The following is a 17,565-nucleotide window of genomic DNA, read 5'->3' as shown; positions in this document are numbered from 1 at the left end:
TGGTTGTGGCAACACCCAAACGCAAACTGCGTACAACTTTCAAATCGCGCGTTGAAAAGTTCTGGAGTTGGTTTCCCCAAGTCGCTCAGCGCTTTGAAGAAGCTCTGCGCGATGACGATCCACAGCCGGTCGTCGATGAAGTCAGCCAGTTCATGGCCAGCAACATGCCCGCTCTCAGCTGGGCTCTGGGACGCGGTGAGAACCAGGTACATTCGTTCACGCTAACCGGGGAAGGGCATGTCCCCAAGCAGCTCTTGGCCGAGTACTGGCAATCGCGGGCAGTCGAGCTGCCGGGTTGGGCTTTCTTTGCTTCGCGCCAACCATCGTCGCACGAATCGCTGCAGGACATGGCCATCGGCGTATCCGAACAAGACCAGGTCGACGCAGCTAAGGTCTTGCTCAAGACCAGCATCGATGAAGAGAATGAACTGATCGACATCATCGCCTGGCACCCGGCGCTGGCGCAAGTGCCCGAAGAGCATCACTTTCGAATCCTGTTTCTCTTGCTCGACGAAGCCCTGGGTGAGTTCGGTGTTCAAACCTGGCTGGGCCAAATCCAAGTCGAGCCGATTACCGACATGACCAACACTCGCAGCCTGCTCGACCTGCCCAAGTTCATCACCCAGGTCAATCTGTACCATCAGTGGGAAAAGCTGCCGCCGCTGGAATCGTATTCGACCTATGAATTGCCCGAACAAGTCGACGGACCGCGCGGCGATACGGTAGTCGGTAACAGTTGCGTACCCGATGTGATCTTTGAATACATCGAAAACGAAGGCGAACTGGAAGAGAACCCGCTGGACGACACCGGCGCCGAATTTCTCTATATCTCGCTGGATGCCAAATCCTTCAGTGAAGGCGACGAAGTCACGGCCCGAGCCAGCGTCGAAGATGAACTCGATAACGCCTTAGGCGAACATCACAGTGGTCGCATCGTCGGCGGGGCCACCGGCACCGACCACAGCTACATCGATGTCTTGATCTTCGACGGCGCTCACAGCCGCGAGATCATCGAACAAACCCTCCAACGCCTACAACTCGGCGGCCAATACGAACTGATCAACTTCAGCGAATAAGCTCAGACATCCCGTAGCGGAATGCGTCAAGCATTTCGTGTCCGTAGCGGAATGCGTCAAGCATTTCGAGAGTGCTCTGTATTGCCACACAGGCTGGAAGCCTATGCCACAGTTATCGCGACTCAGTTAGTGCTCGCTGGACAATGCTCGCCCATGGACTCACTTCATTTTAACGGTTTGTGGCTCTGATTCAGTAGTAGCACCAGGGCTTGCTCAAGCTGCCGGGGATGAAATCCAAATGGACCACGACCATTCTTGAAGGCTATCTTACCTTCATGGTCGATCAGATACAGTCTGTTGGGCATGCCACTATAGGTGCTGCCAACCTTATCATCGACCGTATCCACTAGGAATGGCAAGCTCAGTTCCAATCGTTTTTGGCAAGTCTCCGCCACAGTGCGCCGGGTCGCCGTGTCGGTGGGTTGGCTCAGGTCGATGCCGACCCGTTGATTGCTCTGCATCCACCATCCGTCGCTGGGATGAGCCTCGCGGACGTAAACCAAATAGAATTGGGCTCGTTCCTTGTAGCGTGCGTACAGCTTCTCGAGGTTTCCCGAATGACTGCGAAACGGACCGCAGGTGAAGTTGCCGAAGATCAACACGATCGGCTTGTCACCCACAACTTTCGATAGCGTAACTTCTTCGCCAGTGAGCGATGTAAGTGTAAAGTCTGGAGCCACTTCATCCAAATTCGGACCAGGTTGCAACGAGCCCACTTCCTGATTGTTCAGTCCTACAACCAGCGTACTGCGACTAGGTTGATCGGGTCGCTTCTCATTGCTCCGCGGAGCTGGCTGCAGCTCGTGTCGCAGGTCGTCCATCGCCAGGTAATCACCGTCTTCGCCAGCAAACCGGTCGAACAGCCCACGGAACTCTTCTCTGGTCAGCTTGCCATTGCCATCGCGATCAGCCATATAGAACAGCGTTGCACCGGGCGTCGGCGTCAAGGAATGCTTGGACCAGTCAAAGTCGGCTTCGGTGACACCGCCATCGCGGTCGCGATCCAGTCGAGCAAAGTCTTCATCGCTGCCAGAGAACTCCGCGCGCTGAATCGTGCCATCGGTATTCGTATCGTAATGAGTAGCCACGTGCTGCCAACCGAAACGCGATTGAACTTTGGCCAGCGGAAACCAGCCATCTTCAGGCCCTAAGGTTTCGCCTTCCATGATGCTGTCGAGCATCGCCATGGCCTCCGAGTCTTTATCGAGAGAGGCTTTCAGTTTGTCGAAGATCACTTGTGCGTCGGGCGTTAATTCGTCCGACAGGGTAATGGCATCCGCCTTGTCTGATTTGGGAGTCGCGGGCGGCTCATCGGCTGGTAGCTCTGGCGCCAGCAGCAGCAACAACATGGCAGCGATGATTGAGGCAGATATCTTCATTTTGTTTCTCGCAGTAGTAAGCACGTTGACGCGTCCAAGCTGGACACGCGTGATGACGGGGACAAGTATTGAAATAGGCTACTTAGATTCACTGGTCGTCGACGGCGCATGGCCGCCAAAAACATTCTCTCGTTCTAGTGGTAACTGAAAACCATCGGATATGCGAGTCATATACAGGCCGCGGCACAACCAAATGAAAATAGACATAGCCCGACTCGGACCATAGGCCTTTTCCAGCTGTTCATAATCCGCTGCTGTCAGCGCGTGCGGCGACTGAGTCAGCTTGCGAGCATAGGCATAAGCGATTTGCTCTGCGGCAGGAAAGGCTGCCCAATCCGACTCGGCCAGCAAGCGTGTGCGTTTAGCGACACTAGCTTTGTCCAATCCAGCCACCTCGAGCAACATTTCGCAGTGTCCCATGCAGTAGTTGCATTCCACGGCCCGCGTTTGCACCCAAAACAGACTTTCTTCTAAAATTCTCTCCGATGGATTCTCTGCCCAATGCGTACGGGTCATGGTCGTCCAAGGAATTGCCAGCTCATGTGCGTAACCGTAGGTCACCAAACTCCATCGAATTGAAGATGGACGAGCAGCCATTTCTGCAGGCAACTTATCTTTGACGTTTTCCCAATCCGGGATAGGTAGTCTTGGGCGGCGGTCGCGTTGCTTTTCCAAACGCTGTTGCAATTGATCAAAGGTAAGCGAGGTCCACTCAGGCACCTGCTCAGAAACCGCCTGACCAGCTGTGTTGTAGACGTCGCGTCCATTTTCCGGAGGCAGGATAGATGTTTTCTGAAGTGCGCCCTCAACAAACGAAACCTTTAACGGAGGCAAGGCACCTTCTTTCTCGACGGGAACTTGTAAACCCAACAACAAACGATCTTGAAAGTTTCCGTACGCGGCCAAGAGGACCATGGCTGACACCCCACGTTCACCGTACTGTTGCCGCAGCCTTTCGAAGAAAGCATCGGGAATCGTGGTTGCTGCCACTGTCAACAAGTGCACGAACTGAAAAGCCTCAGCCTCCGGCGCGGTCCAGGCTGATGGCTCGCCCATAAAACTCTTGTCGTCCAGTCCAATTGCACCAGCTCGATGGAGATCGCCCAGTGCGAGCGCTTCGCCATAATCGCAATGATTAGCATGCGCAATTATCCATCGCAGCTTGGCCTTGAGCCGCGCATCGAGCGGGCCGCCGCTCCGCTGCGCCGCATCTAACTCCAACAGCGCGGCGGCCGTCCGCGGCATCTGGACCGCGACTGCTTTGACCCAGTTGGGTAGTCGACCTGGCTGGCCGCTGGCCAGTTGCGGCAAAAGTTCCCATGCACGAGCATCGGAGACTTTCTCCCAGGCCAACAGACTTGACTGCTCAGTCGAACCCACATCGGATAATGGTGGCTGTGCTTGTGTATGGGCCGTCATGTCCATCCCTGCGAGTACGAAAAATGCGAGTAGCCACGGTTGCGGCAACGCCTTACCGATCAATTGTGTAATCCTCAATTTAGCTGCTCCTGGTATTCAAACTCAAACCATCTCACTTACTAAAGTCTCGCCAAGCTGATTGCACAGCTCGATGACTCGTTCGCAATCTTCGTGCAAAAACTCAGTCGCCCATTTAGGTGCTATGGCTCCGGCGATCGAAAAACCGTTAAGACGGGACTGGTACCTACCAGATACTTGACCGTCTTTTCCGACTTGCCTTTGGCAGGGGTCTGTATTGTGAGTTTGACTCGACAGTGAAGATTGGCATCCAGTGCTTCGCCATCGCCCAGGATCTCATAGGCGAGAAGCTTGGCACCATTTTTCCATTCCATATCCTGCACCACAATCTGCGGCTCTTTCCGTTCCCAAGCGTTAGGTGATTCACCTTTCTGCCAACCCTTCAGCACTTCATCGAGCGCTGCGCGCGCCGAGCCTGACTCGACACGATGCGCATGGGCTGAATATCCACAACCTGAAATTATCAAGCAGATCAGGCACAGGCAGATTCGCGAAAAGTCAATCTGCCTACCTGGCGGTAACGTCCGGTCGTCGCCGCGATAGTTGGTCACTTCGTTCTTGGTATGCATCAGTGCTCTCCTAATATTCACCTACTGTTTCGCCACCACTGCGCGTACCAATGGCTCGCCACAGTTGCAAGTCGACCGATTGAGAAACGAAACGGACCGAACCGTCACATAGTGCGAGATTGACTCCACCTGTATGGCGACTACTGGCTGGCATCGATGCTTTAGTGGGATAGAAACCACATGATCTGCGGTTCGGCGAGTCCACATGCATGTAGGTATGCTGCCCATTGATCCACGGTGCGCCCATGAACAGAGGGAATTGATTGGCCAGATTACTGGCATCCGTGGCGTAACACATCTGAATGGCTTCATCGGGACTACTTGGATCGCCCGTGCCTAGGAACACGTCGGCTTGCAGATCGATCACACCGTTGTTGCCATCGGCCAGTAACCTTTCTGAAAACGCAGCCGTATTGCTAGTGCCATCGGTGATGTCCGCCATCTTGAATGAGCGAGCATGTAAAAAGATGCCTGTCTGACTTGGATCGCTCCAGAAATGCAAACTCCCCTTATTGCCCATGTAATTAATTGCACCGCCCGTCTGAGGTTGTGGATTCGCACGATCCGATGGACACAGGAAAGTCGGTACCGACTGCAGACGTGCCGGAGTATTGGCAGGGTCTGTGAGCGGTAGCTTGAAGTCAATGGAATTGTACAGGGGTGCCTGCTCAATGAACGGCAACATCAGGCTGACCGCTGAATAGCCAGGGCTCCCCGAGGGCGGTGTTGTGCCTCCGCTTCCAAAGGGAAATCTTTTGTGAGTGTCATGGTAGTTGTGAAGAGCCAGGCCTAGTTGCTTGAGATTGTTGCTGCACTGCATGCGACGCGCGGCTTCTCGAGCAGCTTGAACAGCCGGCAGCAGCAGTCCCACTAAAATGCCAATAATGGCGATTACAACCAGTAGTTCTACGAGCGTGAACCCACCTGGAACTCTGCGATTGAAACGATTCAACATATTTTTGTCTCTCATTTATAGATCTTTTGAATGATGGAAAATTCGGTGACGCGTACGCGCTGAAGTTGACTTCAGCGAGCGAGACTAACGTCCCGCGGTCGGTTTGGTCGAAGAAGGGGCCTCTGATTTGGGCTTGGGTGGATCTCCGGTTGCCGACTTGGTCGGGGCCTGCATACGGTAGTAGTCCCAAAACGGATTGCCTGATTCAAGTGTCAATTGAAAACCGTTGCTGATCCTTGTCATGTAGCTGTAGCGGCTGGTATTGAGCGCAATAAAGAATGCTCGTTGACGACCGAAGCCTTCACGCAGCCGATCCAGGTCTTGACGATTTACATTGCCTGGCGTCAACGTCAGCTTGCGAGCAAAGGCCAGGGCCTGCTGCTGTGGCACACTGAACGACGACCAATCACTGCCCGCCAATTTCTCGCTGACCGTGGCAATCTGCTCGGAGGTCATTCCCAACACTTCCCAGTTCATTTCGCAATGCCCCATACAGTAGGGACATTTAATGGCGTCGGTAACCATCCAGAAGAGACAATTACCGAAAGGTCGATCCCAATTGGCCGCCACCTCGGCGCCGGCCGTTCTCATGTAGATTTCAAAGGGAATAGCCAATTCATGCGCGTACCCGAAAGCAATCCTGTACCACACGATGTCGCTGGGCTTATCCATGAAGCCCGAGGGCAACTTGTCCGCAAACTCTCGCCACTCTGGAATTGTCAGTCTCGTTTGGCGCTTCCGTTGTTGCTCGAGTCGCTGTTGCAACTTGGAATACGGGAGCCAGGTGTAAGATGTCTCATCTTCGATTACATCTTGGGTCGGCTCCTCGTTGCTACCAGGCACATCCGCTTTCAAATCTGCCGGCGGCGCGGTGGTTTTGGAAACGAAGGCCTCGGCTGGAAACTTCACTTGCACCGGTGGCATCGGCCCGCCTTCGTCCATTGGCGCACCTAGACATAGCAGTAAGCGATCTTGAAAGTTCGCATACGCCATCAGCAGCACCATGGATGCAACTTGACGCTCATCGAACTCCTTCACCAGTTCCAAAAACTGATCATCCGTGACGCTATCGGAATCAATTGTCATGTTGTGTGCAAATGACAACGCATGACGTTCCTCAGCACTCCACAGGGCCCGTTGGGCAGTTTCTAACGAAGCCCATTTCTCGCCACTTACGCCTGCCCGCAGAGCGTCCGCTTTTGCCGTAACTTGCGAGTACTCACATTTGTTGCCTGTGGCAGCCACCCAGCGCATCGCTGCGCGCAACCCAGGCTCCAGCGGACTCTGGGTGCGTTGCGCCAAGTCCAGTTCAAGAAAGGCCGCCGCTGTTCTTGGCATCTCGCGAGCAAGCATCCGCGCCCAAGTCGGCAGAGGTTTGCCGCTACCCTCTATCGGCGCGGGCAATACTCGCCAACATTCAGCCGAGGACATAGGACCTTGCCAGCCCATAGCGGTTTCAGCATCGTTGGCAGACAGCCAGTTGGAATCAAATTGAGAAAGTAAGATCATGGTGGTAATCGCTACGAATCGACCTATTGACATAAGATTAAGCTCCAGGTGTGAACTGCACGCAACCGCAGCGCCCTAGCACAGGGCCAACACGATTGGCAGACTGTTTTGCACATACAGTTAGCTACAGAGTAGCCACCGACAGACATGGATAATCTCAAGCAGCGCTGTGGCGAATTCTTCGCGCACTACAGCAACACACTCGAAATTTGTCGACGTTGTGGACGACGAATAGAAGCCCTGTTTAACGAACGCGCGTCGACGTCTAGATCAACGACGAAGTTAACAAACCTGTGTGCGTATAGACCACAGAGTCTAAACAGACACTCGGCGAGTGCTTACGCTTGAGACCGCAGAATCGGTCTGTCCAAGAAAGACGCCTAGGGTGGGTACTCGGCCGCGTGAGGATAACCTCGAAGGGCTTCCGAATTTTTGAGCGCGACAGAAAAGCTCAACGAGCCAACCGACTTAGATTGTCGTTCGCTGAACAACAACATCGTCGTCTGAGTGCGATTGGATTCGACCAACGCCGTGGCCCCGCTGGTCGGCGGTTGCCCTTCATCGGCATGACAATTGGGACCATGGCAAGGGCCATCAGCTTGCCAGGGTACATACTTGGTCTGACCGCCTTCGTAAATCCACTGCCCCAAAAAACGGAAATTCCTAGCGTGACCAGTCGGATCACTTGAAACCAACTGAACCCGATCATCGCCTTGATGATCATAACGACAACCTGCGTTGACCGTCGTGGCTTGTAGGCAAGCAGCCACACTCAAGAATGTACATATCGTGACCAAGCGCAGAAGTGTTAACTTCCGCAGCAGCAGAGGCAACGTTGGCACTGCTTGCTTGATAACCACGATTCTCTCGAAACGAACGAAACAGTCAGCCTGAGAAAAGCGACACAACGTCGCACTTCGGAAGTATAAGCGCGTGCGGTGCTGAGATGCAACATTCGAGTTCTAGATTTCCGTAAGAAAGTCCACTATCCCCTCAGGCTTCCTAACATCTCGCTCCGGCAAAGGCCTTACTTGTGCAGCCTCCTGCCGTTTGACCTGCAAGCACTTTACGTTGGCCGATATCGATTTGCATGCTGGCGATGCTAGCTAGCGGCTCATTCTTGATTAGTGTTTATTAGCGGAGATTAGTGGTTCGCATCCTGCTTCGATCGAATGTGGGTGCGGTTTACAATAAGTCCTCAATAGTACCGACTTTCAAGTGCATGCCCAATCCCTTCGGACTTGGTCATCGTCAACGTTCCCGATGTCAGATGCCCGCAATACTTTATGCATCAACTAATCTTGCTCTTGTCTGTACCGGCACTTGCGCCGTCGCCCTGCCGATGCCTGACGGCGACCGGCAGAGATGACTGCCATCGGCCAAGGCGGTTAGCAGGTTCAAGATCGACATGCCGCAAAACGAGTGATGACTAAACTGTAGTTGTATTTCTCTGTGTTCTCTGTGTTCTCTGTGTCTCTGTGGTTCAGTCGATCTCGGTCGATTCAGCCACCTACAATTCTTGCGATCGGCCAAGCAAAGTTGCGGCTTCAATTGTCGACCGGCTATACTGCAAGCTGGATTGCACGACTGGTGGGCTTGAGGCCAGCGACCTAGCCTCATCGGCACCGAAGCCCAAATCTTCTTGGCGATATGCGTGCTTTGGCATTGGAAAATCACACGCGGCGGCTGCGTAATTACCGAGGAACGTTATGTTCAGGCATTGCTCAACATCGTCCCAAGCAATTCTTGGACTGTGCCTCGTTATGCTCAGTACAGAAGCCATCGCCCAGCTCGGCCCCGCCAGCTATCGGTCGTTGGAGGACATGGTACATAACTCCGAGGTCGTGCTGCTGGGCCGAATAATCGCGATCGACGGCGAGCGCGAGCAGTTAGGTCAAGCAACTTACAAGATCCGCTTTGATGTGGAAGAGGCGATCAAGGGAGGTGACCGCGATCACGACTATTTCTATTTGTTCGCCAAACGCGAGCAAATCGAGGATTGGATCAAATCCCGTGCCCGATTGGTGCTCAAGTCACCCTTCGATATAAATACCAATTCGGAGAGTGCTTGGATCATGGTCGATTTCGCAGAGCCGTCGCTAATGCAACTATCACTTGGCGAAGATGGTGTGCTGACCCACATCGATACGGAGAAGAATGTGCTCACGGCTCTACGCACTTCCGCCCAACGCTTGCCGGGCGTTGTACAGATGCGGACCTTCCAGTTGCCGACCGAACTTCGCTTGGTCAAACAAGCAAACCTCTTGATTCAGGATGGACTTCCGATCGTCTTTGTCCCGATTGACAAACCGCTAGAGACATGGGCCAGGCGGGTCATCTCTGGCGACACCGACATATCGCTTGACGCCGGAGTCCGTGCCCTGAAACACTTTAAGTCCGAGGCCAACATCGAATGGGTGCGACTATTCGTTAACACTGAAACCGACGACGGAAATCGACGGGCGTTGCAGGGCCTACTCGATGAATGGAACGCCCCAGCCGCCAACGTAAGTGCCCCAGCGGGACCAACCAAGCGGTGAACCGAATTCGCCGATAAACGCGTTTTTTGAAACCCTGGATTCTTTCCCTGTGAGTGGGATGCCTTCAAAAGTTTTCGCAGGATTACCTGAGGCAATCATTCCGAACTGTCTGTCATTAATGATTGCAGGCATACTGGGATGTTGCATTACCGCGCAGTTCGGTGGCTTTGGAATCCTTACCTTTGTGCAGGTCGCAACACTTGGTGTCTCTGCCGCATCACTCTGTGAGTACCAAACTGAACGCGGACTATGGATGTTTGCGCTCTTGATGCTTGTAGTATGGGGTGGGCTATATGCTTTGGGGTTGACCATGCAAACACTGGATATGCTCAGGGGAGTCCAGTCTCCGATCGCCATTCTCATTGATGCTTCGCTTGCAACGTTCTGCACGACAATTCACCTACGGTTCCTGTGGCGTGTTGCGCGCTACAATTTCCAGCATGTAGCATGACCATCGGATGCATGAGGTCAATTGCTTCGAAGATGACTGCCATCGGCCAAGTTGGTTGGCAGGTTCAAGATCGACATGCACGAAACGAGTGATGACTAAACCGTGATTGTATTTCTCTGTGTTCTCTGTGTCTCTGTGGTTCAATCGATCTTGGTCGATTCAGCCACCTATAATGCTTGCGATCGGCCCAGCAAAGTTGTGGCTTCAATTGTCGACCGGCTCACTTGGCATGAAGTAGCCTTACCGCCAAAACGCGACGACCACCTGATGGGCACCGGCCGTGCTCGCTTCGCGAATCGAGATAGTCGAAATCCTGCTCGCAGCTAGTGCAAATGCTTCCGCAACGCTGTATCCTAACCGTCAGTCACTCGTCGATGCCGCAATGGAAGAAGGAAACGAAAGGTTCGCCAATCTCCTGTTGCGACACATGGAATGCTGAAACGGAGACCAACCAGCGCATGCGCGGGAGCAGCGGTGGGCAGTCGGTTTTGAAATCAACGTCAACTCCCGCCCCCCACCGTGATTCGGGTCGATCGGCAAAGAAAGAGACAGAGCACTCACATGACGCTAGGACGAGCTTTTGCATTGATTGGCGTTGCGATCTTAGTGCTTGTCACAAACGTCGCTGCAAGCATCCTGTACATGGTTGTCTACGGGAACATCATCGATCCCGGCCACGAGGCGAAGTACTATCAAGACCACATTCAGATTGCAGGGCCATATTGCAGTATCGTTGCTGGCATCCCGATCATGTTTCTAGCGGGATGGTGGGTTGCCGGATGGTGGCGTCAATCGCTGGATGTCCGTGGAGTGTTTTTTGTTTGGCTTGCCTATACAGTCATTGACCTTTCGATCTTGTTGATCGCGGGCCTTTCACTTGGCGTTGGCATCCTTTTCGTCATTTCGTTTGCGACAAAACTGGCTGCGGGATACTGGGGCGCATCCATGCGACTCAAAAATCATGCCGAACAAAGTGGAGAACCGAAGCCGCCGATCAAACCATGAGCACTCAAACACGAACATTCTGGACATTATGGATACTTCACGTCATCTTGCTTGTTATCGGTGGCGGGATTTCCGCTGCTTGGGTTGAAGAAGCACGAATAATTGGACGCGGATTTGTCTCCACGTGGCTCGCTCCACTCGGGCTAACATGTATCCTCGCTGCCTGTTGCTTGGGATTTGTACTTGCGTCGATACGTCTCAAACAGCGGCGTATGCCAGATTGTACGCGCGCCAACAACCCATGAATGATCATCTACAACTGCGACGTCATGGTGGCCAGAGGATGGACGTTTTCGTGGGTATCGTGCTCGGTGTGATCGGCATCTATACGTTAGTGTTCCTCTTCGTTCCGAAGTATCGCTTGCCTTGGAGAGGTCGTACCGAACCTGCAGGCCGAATCACCCACCTAGGCTTCGGATTGACATTTTTTTGTTTCGGGTTGCTGTTCATTATCAAGGATAACAGTCCAGTTTCAGCCGGGATTCTGGCCATCGTCGGCCTGCTTGGCATGTTGTTGGCAGCCATCGGAAATTTTATCGATCCATGACTTTTGACCGTTCCTTCCCAATGGATCACCGCGAATGAGTAAACCGAATTGGTGGATATGCTTCGAGTTGCGAACAAAAAGGATGCTGGCTTCCTGTAAGCAATGTGGATAGTGTTTTCTACGCTGACGGTTATGGAGCCAAGACCTTTGGAGACGAACTGCGCGACGTCTTGGGATGGGGAGGTTTTCCCCGATGGCGTCCGCTCATCGATAATCCCGATTTCTACTATCCGTTCTGTTACCGCCCGGACTTTCCAACCTGGTTGCACTGGTTCACTATGGCAAATGACTCTCAGCGGAATGTGGGTGAGTTCACGAGGCAGTGGTTTGAACTCTCTATTGTGAATGAAGAGTTGATCAGGAGTCTTGTTGGTCAGCGAGACCCGGACGACAACAACCCCGAGCATTTGCGGTACGCCGCGTTCCAGAAATTTGTTGCTGTTAATCGACCGTTGCCAAAAGACCTTTGCTGGCGATTATACGAACTGGGTCGCGCAGACGTTGATTTGGCGATGGGGGGCGCGATGATGGCTGACGTTCTTCGACTAGTCGAGTGCCCGATCGAATTGTTGACGGAAGCCCTTTCATCGAATAGAACGCACATTATCCGGATTGCGGCGCGGCGCTTGAGCGCGGCCTCCTAGGACTTGTTGAACCATTCGAGGGTGGCGTTTGCCGTTAAAGGGATGACTGCTGATCGACGCAAATCCGTATGCACCTCCGATCGAAAGGGAAACACAGGACGACGATCACCTCGTTGACGCTAAGGCGCGACTTGCGCGGCCTGCTACAGCCCTTATTGTTATGGCCTCGACGCATTCGGTATTTTCTTCAATCATTTTGGTGTGCGGCATAGTTGATCTGATTGGCGGGTCAGCATCTGTCGCTGAAATGCTGCCGCTGTTCATCGTACTTGGCCAGTTTGTTGCACATGTCTTTATCGCTGTAGGCGCGGCAAAGATGGGCTTTCTTGAGTCGCACAGTTTGGGGCGGTTGGCTGCTGTACTCGCATGTGTTCCTATGGTTTCGCCTTTCGTTATTATCGGTATTCCTTTTGGAGCTTGGGCTCTCCGCTTGCTTTCCGAGCCCGGAATCCGACGAGCCTTCCAGTTGAATGCAAGCAGAGGCCAACCGTTGTAACGAGCCATGTGCCGCAGTGGCTGCAAGAAAACGTGAACGTGTCGTAAAGCTCTTCGAACGTCGAATTCGCGCCAAGCATTCGGTCTTTCCTTTGCGAGCTTCGCGCCTTTGCGTGAGGCCAATCGCGATCTAGCCAGTCAGTCATCGGCCCACCGAGACAAGCTCGGTAGTGCCGGAGCGTGTGGCCAATAGCGACCCTAGCCAGTCAGTCATCGGTCCACCGAGACAAGTTCGGTGGTGCCGGAGCGTGAGGCCAACAGCGATCCTAGCCAAGCAGTCATCGGTCCACCGAGACAAGCTCGGCGGTGCCGGAGCGTGTGGCCAATAGCGACCCTAGCCAGTCAGTCATCGGTCCACCGAGACAAGCTCGGCGGTGCCGGAGCGTGAGGCCAACAGCGATCCTAGCCAAGCAGTCTTCGGTCCACCGAGACAAGATCGATGGTGCCGGAGCGTGGGAAATAACTGAATCTGAGGGTTGCCAAGGGGTGGTGGATTGAAAGATAATAGAGGTCCCGCCTCATTTCTCCCTCCGGCAAAGGATTTACTTGTGCAGCCTCCTGCCGCTCGACCTGCAAGCACGATACGCTGGCCGATATCGATTTGCATGCTGACACTACTGACTACCGCTGCGGCTTGGTCGGGCGGAACCGCTGGCCACGCGACCGAACCGGTGGATTACCAGCAGCATATTAAACCGCTGCTATCGGCGCGGTGCCTGGCTTGTCATGGTGTTCTCAAGCAAGAAGCCGGATTGCGATTAGACACGGGCCTATTGATCAAGCAAGGCAGCTCCAACGGATCGATTGTCCAAGTCGGCGACTCGGCGGCCAGCTCCCTGATCGAGCGCATCTCCAGCACGGATCCCGACGTGCGTATGCCTCCGGAAGGTGAACCTCTCACTGCCGAGCAGATCGCGCACCTGGCCAACTGGATCAACGCTGGCGCTGAGTCCCCAGCCGATGAGGTACCCGAACAAGATCCGCGCCAGCACTGGTCTTTTCAGACGATTCAGCGCCCTGCCATTCCTACACATCAATTGCAGTGGGGTAACGGTCCGATCGATGCACTCATCGCCGCCAAACTCGAGCAGCATGCATTAACTCCGCAAGTCGAAGCGCCGCGCATCGAACTGGTGCGGCGTCTCTACTTGGATGTCATCGGCGTCCCCCCCTCGCTGTCCGAACTCGACCAATTGGCCAACGATACCGAAAACGGATGGTACGAGCGTTTGGTCGATCGCCTGTTAGACGATCCTCGCCACGGCGAGCGTTGGGCGCGGCATTGGATGGACATTTGGCGCTACAGCGATTGGTGGGGACTAGGCGATCAACTGCGCAATAGCCAAATGCACATCTGGCATTGGCGCGACTGGATCGTCCAATCGCTCAACAGCGATTTGCCCTACGACGAAATGATTCGCTTGATGATCGCCGGTGACGAACTGGCTCCCACCGATCAAGATCGATTGCGGGCCACTGGTTACTTGGCGCGTAATTACTTTCTCTTCAATCGTCACCAGTGGATGGATGAAACCGTCGAACATATCGGCAAAGGCATCTTGGGGTTGACGCTGAACTGTGCGAAGTGCCACGACCACAAAACCGATCCCATTGAGCAGGTTGATTACTATCGCCTGCGGGCCTTCTTCGAACCGTATCATGTGCGCATGGATGTGGTACCTGGTCAGGCCGATTTGACACGTGATGGCTTGCCACGCGTGTATGAGTCACAGCAAGACTCACCGACTTACCTCTTCGTGCGCGGGCAAGAAACGCAACCCGACAAATCAACCGCACTCGCGCCGGGCTTGCCGGAAATCCTGGAGCTGGACCAACTGCAAATCGAACCGATCGCACTGCCGACGGCTGCCTGGCAAGTCGAACGACAAAGCTACGTGCAGGCTGCATTCATCGCGGCCGCCGATTCCCGCTTGGCCCTTGCGCAAACGGCTTTCACCCAAGCACTGGATCAACTCAAGCAGGCCAGCCAGGTGGCTGCCGACAAACCAGCATCGCAGCTTGCTGAAGCCACCGCCGCGGTGCGCGTAGCTCAAGCCGCCTTGGCTGTCGCCACCGAAGAGCAGACTTCGATGCTATTGCGTCTAGCTGCCATGCGTAGCCAGTGGGCATTGGCAGACGCCCCTACCGATGTGGATAAAAAGCCACTGGAGGATTCGGCCCGGGCAGCCAATCGCGCCGCCATTGCTGGTGGGCGCAAACTCGAATCGGCCAAGGCTCGACATAAGTTGGTCAGTGCCGAATTGAACCTGCTCAAGGCACCTGCCGATAAACGTGAAGCGCTTGACAAGGAACTGGTGGCCGCCCGCGAAGCGGCTGCCCAAGCCGAAACGGCTTGCGCTGCCGAAATCAAAGATGATGAAAAGTTTGTTCCTCTGGCCGGATCTAAATGGACGGCCACGCGTTTCTTGAATTCAGGCGTCGATGATCCGGCCGTTGAGCTGGGTCCCAAAAGCAGCGGACGACGCACGGCTCTGGCCAAGTGGCTAACCGATCGCCGCAATCCCCTGACCGCACGTGTGGCGGCCAATCATATTTGGATGCGGCACACAGGTACTTCGCTGGTAGCTAATGTTTTTGATCTGGGGCGCAAAAGCCCGCCGCCGGCCAATCAAGAATTGCTCGACTGGCTAGCCGCAGAATTGATGGACAGTGGTTGGAGCATGAAGCACCTGCATCGCGTCATCCTTCACTCGCAAGCCTATCGCATGAGTTCATCGACAGTAGGCCGCACCGACAACCTGGCTCGCGATCCAGATAACCTTTGGCATTGGAGGCATACAGCCCAACGCATGGAGTCCCAAGTCGTGCGTGACTCGGTGTTGGCTTTGAAAGGCACGCTGGATACGACGGCAGGTGGACCGCCGATCATGCCCAACGAGCAAGCCGCTTCCACTAGGCGCAGCTTGTATTTCTTCCATTCCAACAACGATCGCAATCTGTTCCTGACCACCTTCGATGAAGCTGCAGTGAAAGATTGTTATCGCCGCGAACAGAGCATTGTGCCTCAGCAGGCTCTGGCTTTGACCAATAGTCAATTGATCTTGGATGCGGCGGAACCAATTGCCAAGAAATTGCTCGCGCATTTACCCGCGGCTGAAGCAGTCGATGACCAGGCGCTGATCAAATCGGCCTTTGCCTACGTGGTGGGCATTGAAGCTCAAGCGTCCGAGGTCGAGCGTTGCCAGCTCGCGCTGCGTCAATGGCGCGACGATAACATGACGGATGCAGCCAGTTACACGATGTTGGTGTGGGCTCTGTTGAACCATACTGATTTTGTCACCATGAGATAAGATGATGATGTCGATCAACCGCAGAGCACTCTTGAATCGATCCGCCATGGGCTTTGGCGCACTGGCACTATCGGCCATGTTGCAGCGCGACGGCCTGGCCAGCACCGGTGGTTATCAACCGCCCAACGGCCAACCGCACTTTGCACCGAAAGCCAAGAGCGTTATCTGGCTGTTTATGAATGGCGGCGTTAGCCACATGGAGAGCTTCGATCCCAAACCAATGCTCACCAAATACGCGGGCAAGACAATCGCCGAAACGCCGTTTGCCGAAACCCAGGACCCGAAAAAGCTGGCTATCGAACGTTTGGTCGTACCCGACGGAAATGGCAATCAACGCAACACGCTCTATCCCTTGCAAGTTGGTTTCAAGCGGCATGGCGAAAGCGGTATCGAGATCAGCGATTGGTTTCCGCATCTCGCCAAAAACGTAGACAAGCTAGCCATTGTGCGTTCAATGTGGACCACCGATAGCAATCATGGCGCTCAAACTCAATTCCATTCGGGTCGTCATCAGAACGACGGTGACTTTCCCAACTTGGGCGCCTGGGTGCATTACGGCCTGGCATCACTAAACGATAACTTGCCGCAGTACATCTCCATGGGCACGCGCGAGTATTGGAACAAGCGCGATGGCCATTATCTCGGACCAGCCCACGATGCAGTCCCGCTGCGAATCGACCCCAAGAACCCACTCGACTTCGGGTCGCCAGAGCGAGAAATGTCGGCTGCGGCGCAATCTATCGGTGCCAACCTGATTCGCGACTTAAATGGCCTGCGCAAGCAAGCCTATCCCGATGACACGGCCATCGATGCCCGCACCGCTGCCTATGAACTCGCCTTTCGCATGCAACGTTCCATCCCGGAACTGCTCGACTTTTCCAAAGAGACAGCCGAGACCCGTGAGCTATATGGATTGGACTTGCCACACTGTGGTGAATTCGCCGGCCAGCTATTGGCCGCGCGACGCTGCGTTGAACAAGGCGTACGGTTTATTCAGATTCAACATGGTGGCGGCGGAGCCGGGGCTTGGGATGCGCACAGTGGCCTTAAAGCCAATCATTCGCGCTTGGCCCAAGCGGTAGATCAACCGATCGGTGCCTTATTGATCGATCTGGAGCGTCGTGGCTTGCTGGATGAAACGCTGGTCGTATTTGCCTCGGAGTTCGGGCGCACGCCTGGTTCGCAGAGCACCGATGGTCGCGATCATCACATCTTCGGTTTCTCCGTCTGGATGGCCGGTGGTGGACTGAAACGCGGCGTGGTGCATGGTGCAACCGATGAGATTGGTTTCCATGCGACGGAGAACAGGCATTACGTGACTGACATCCACGCCACGATCCTGCATCTGATGGGACTCGATTCGCGCAAGCTAGAGTTGCCCACTCGAAAGCGATTAGACATCGATCACGGTGTCGCGATCCAAGAGATTATGGCTTAGCCGCCAATGTTCTCCAGGTTAGATTGGAAGGACCAACGGTAGTGCATCCAAAGTCTGGCGACTTCGGCTACGAAGACCAACGGTAGTGCATCCAAAGTCTGGCGACTTCGGCTACGAAGACCAAATGGTGATTCATCCAAAGTCTGGCG

The 17,565-nt window shown here is 54.4% G+C and carries 13 protein-coding genes; 7 read left to right on the top strand and 6 right to left on the bottom strand.

Features of this window, described 5'->3' with window-relative positions; genetic code table 11:
• Positions 1–5: 5 nt before the first annotated feature.
• Complete coding sequence (locus tag SH573x_RS10005; RefSeq protein ID WP_479354644.1) at positions 6–1,076, top strand: hypothetical protein; 1,071 nt, start codon at positions 6–8, stop codon at positions 1,074–1,076.
• A gap of 164 nt (positions 1,077–1,240) precedes the next feature.
• Here the strand turns inward: SH573x_RS10005 and SH573x_RS10000 are convergent, their stop codons facing one another.
• The 6 genes from SH573x_RS10000 to SH573x_RS09975 form a co-directional block, all read right to left on the bottom strand.
• Complete coding sequence (locus SH573x_RS10000) at positions 1,241–2,425, bottom strand: deiodinase family protein (RefSeq protein ID WP_479356690.1); 1,185 nt, start codon at positions 2,423–2,425, stop codon at positions 1,241–1,243.
• A gap of 108 nt (positions 2,426–2,533) precedes the next feature.
• A complete protein-coding gene (locus SH573x_RS09995; RefSeq protein WP_479354643.1) occupies positions 2,534–3,952 on the bottom strand; it encodes a carboxymuconolactone decarboxylase family protein in 1,419 nt (472 codons plus the stop codon).
• Positions 3,953–4,074: 122 nt separating this feature from the next.
• Positions 4,075–4,521: a hypothetical protein gene (locus SH573x_RS09990; RefSeq protein WP_479354641.1), complete on the bottom strand. Its 447-nt coding sequence runs from the start codon at positions 4,519–4,521 to the stop codon at positions 4,075–4,077.
• 10 nt (positions 4,522–4,531) lie between these two features.
• Complete coding sequence (locus SH573x_RS09985; protein WP_479354639.1) at positions 4,532–5,491, bottom strand: DUF1559 family PulG-like putative transporter; 960 nt, start codon at positions 5,489–5,491, stop codon at positions 4,532–4,534.
• Between the two features lie 69 nt (positions 5,492–5,560).
• Positions 5,561–7,018 carry a carboxymuconolactone decarboxylase family protein gene (locus SH573x_RS09980; protein WP_479354638.1) on the bottom strand — a complete coding sequence of 486 codons (1,458 nt, stop codon included), beginning with the start codon at positions 7,016–7,018 and terminating at the stop codon, positions 5,561–5,563.
• Positions 7,019–7,365: 347 nt separating this feature from the next.
• Entirely contained in the window at positions 7,366–7,845 is a 480-nt protein-coding gene (locus SH573x_RS09975; RefSeq protein WP_479354636.1) for a hypothetical protein, read from the bottom strand.
• 903 nt (positions 7,846–8,748) lie between these two features.
• Between SH573x_RS09975 and SH573x_RS09970 the strand changes: the two genes are divergently transcribed.
• The 6 genes from SH573x_RS09970 (at position 8,749) to SH573x_RS09945 (ending at position 17,416) form a co-directional block, all read left to right on the top strand.
• Entirely contained in the window at positions 8,749–9,525 is a 777-nt protein-coding gene (locus SH573x_RS09970) for a hypothetical protein (protein WP_479354634.1), read from the top strand.
• A gap of 1,012 nt (positions 9,526–10,537) precedes the next feature.
• The gene (locus SH573x_RS09965) at positions 10,538–10,981 is read left to right on the top strand and encodes a hypothetical protein (protein ID WP_479354633.1); all 444 of its coding nucleotides are present in this window, start codon (positions 10,538–10,540) and stop codon (positions 10,979–10,981) included.
• 241 nt (positions 10,982–11,222) lie between these two features.
• Positions 11,223–11,528 carry a hypothetical protein gene (locus tag SH573x_RS09960; RefSeq protein ID WP_479354631.1) on the top strand — a complete coding sequence of 102 codons (306 nt, stop codon included), beginning with the start codon at positions 11,223–11,225 and terminating at the stop codon, positions 11,526–11,528.
• A gap of 804 nt (positions 11,529–12,332) precedes the next feature.
• Positions 12,333–12,668 carry a hypothetical protein gene (locus tag SH573x_RS09955; RefSeq protein ID WP_479354630.1) on the top strand — a complete coding sequence of 112 codons (336 nt, stop codon included), beginning with the start codon at positions 12,333–12,335 and terminating at the stop codon, positions 12,666–12,668.
• A 604-nt stretch (positions 12,669–13,272) separates the two neighbouring features.
• Positions 13,273–15,978 carry a PSD1 and planctomycete cytochrome C domain-containing protein gene (locus SH573x_RS09950; protein WP_479354629.1) on the top strand — a complete coding sequence of 902 codons (2,706 nt, stop codon included), beginning with the start codon at positions 13,273–13,275 and terminating at the stop codon, positions 15,976–15,978.
• A gap of 4 nt (positions 15,979–15,982) precedes the next feature.
• Positions 15,983–17,416, top strand: coding sequence for a DUF1501 domain-containing protein (locus SH573x_RS09945; RefSeq protein ID WP_479356688.1), 1,434 nt, complete (start codon positions 15,983–15,985; stop codon positions 17,414–17,416).
• Positions 17,417–17,565 lie beyond the last annotated feature (149 nt).

This window comes from Rania fehmarnensis (genome assembly GCF_056494185.1).
This window is presented reverse-complemented; position numbering and strand designations above follow the sequence as displayed.

What these genes read in the sequence shown, in the direction of transcription:
- SH573x_RS10000 (WP_479356690.1), bottom strand. Translation starts at nt 2,425, where the DNA reads ATGTTGTTGCTGCTGCTGGCGCCAGAGCTACCAGCCGATGAGCCGCCC.
- SH573x_RS09990 (WP_479354641.1), bottom strand. Translation starts at nt 4,521, where the DNA reads ATGCATACCAAGAACGAAGTGACCAACTATCGCGGCGACGACCGGACG.
- SH573x_RS09985 (WP_479354639.1), bottom strand. Translation starts at nt 5,491, where the DNA reads ATGAGAGACAAAAATATGTTGAATCGTTTCAATCGCAGAGTTCCAGGT.
- SH573x_RS09980 (WP_479354638.1), bottom strand. Translation starts at nt 7,018, where the DNA reads ATGTCAATAGGTCGATTCGTAGCGATTACCACCATGATCTTACTTTCT.
- SH573x_RS09970 (WP_479354634.1), top strand. Translation starts at nt 8,749, where the DNA reads ATGCTCAGTACAGAAGCCATCGCCCAGCTCGGCCCCGCCAGCTATCGG.
- SH573x_RS09965 (WP_479354633.1), top strand. Translation starts at nt 10,538, where the DNA reads ATGACGCTAGGACGAGCTTTTGCATTGATTGGCGTTGCGATCTTAGTG.
- SH573x_RS09960 (WP_479354631.1), top strand. Translation starts at nt 11,223, where the DNA reads ATGAATGATCATCTACAACTGCGACGTCATGGTGGCCAGAGGATGGAC.
- SH573x_RS09955 (WP_479354630.1), top strand. Translation starts at nt 12,333, where the DNA reads ATGGCCTCGACGCATTCGGTATTTTCTTCAATCATTTTGGTGTGCGGC.
- SH573x_RS09950 (WP_479354629.1), top strand. Translation starts at nt 13,273, where the DNA reads ATGCTGACACTACTGACTACCGCTGCGGCTTGGTCGGGCGGAACCGCT.
- SH573x_RS09945 (WP_479356688.1), top strand. Translation starts at nt 15,983, where the DNA reads ATGATGTCGATCAACCGCAGAGCACTCTTGAATCGATCCGCCATGGGC.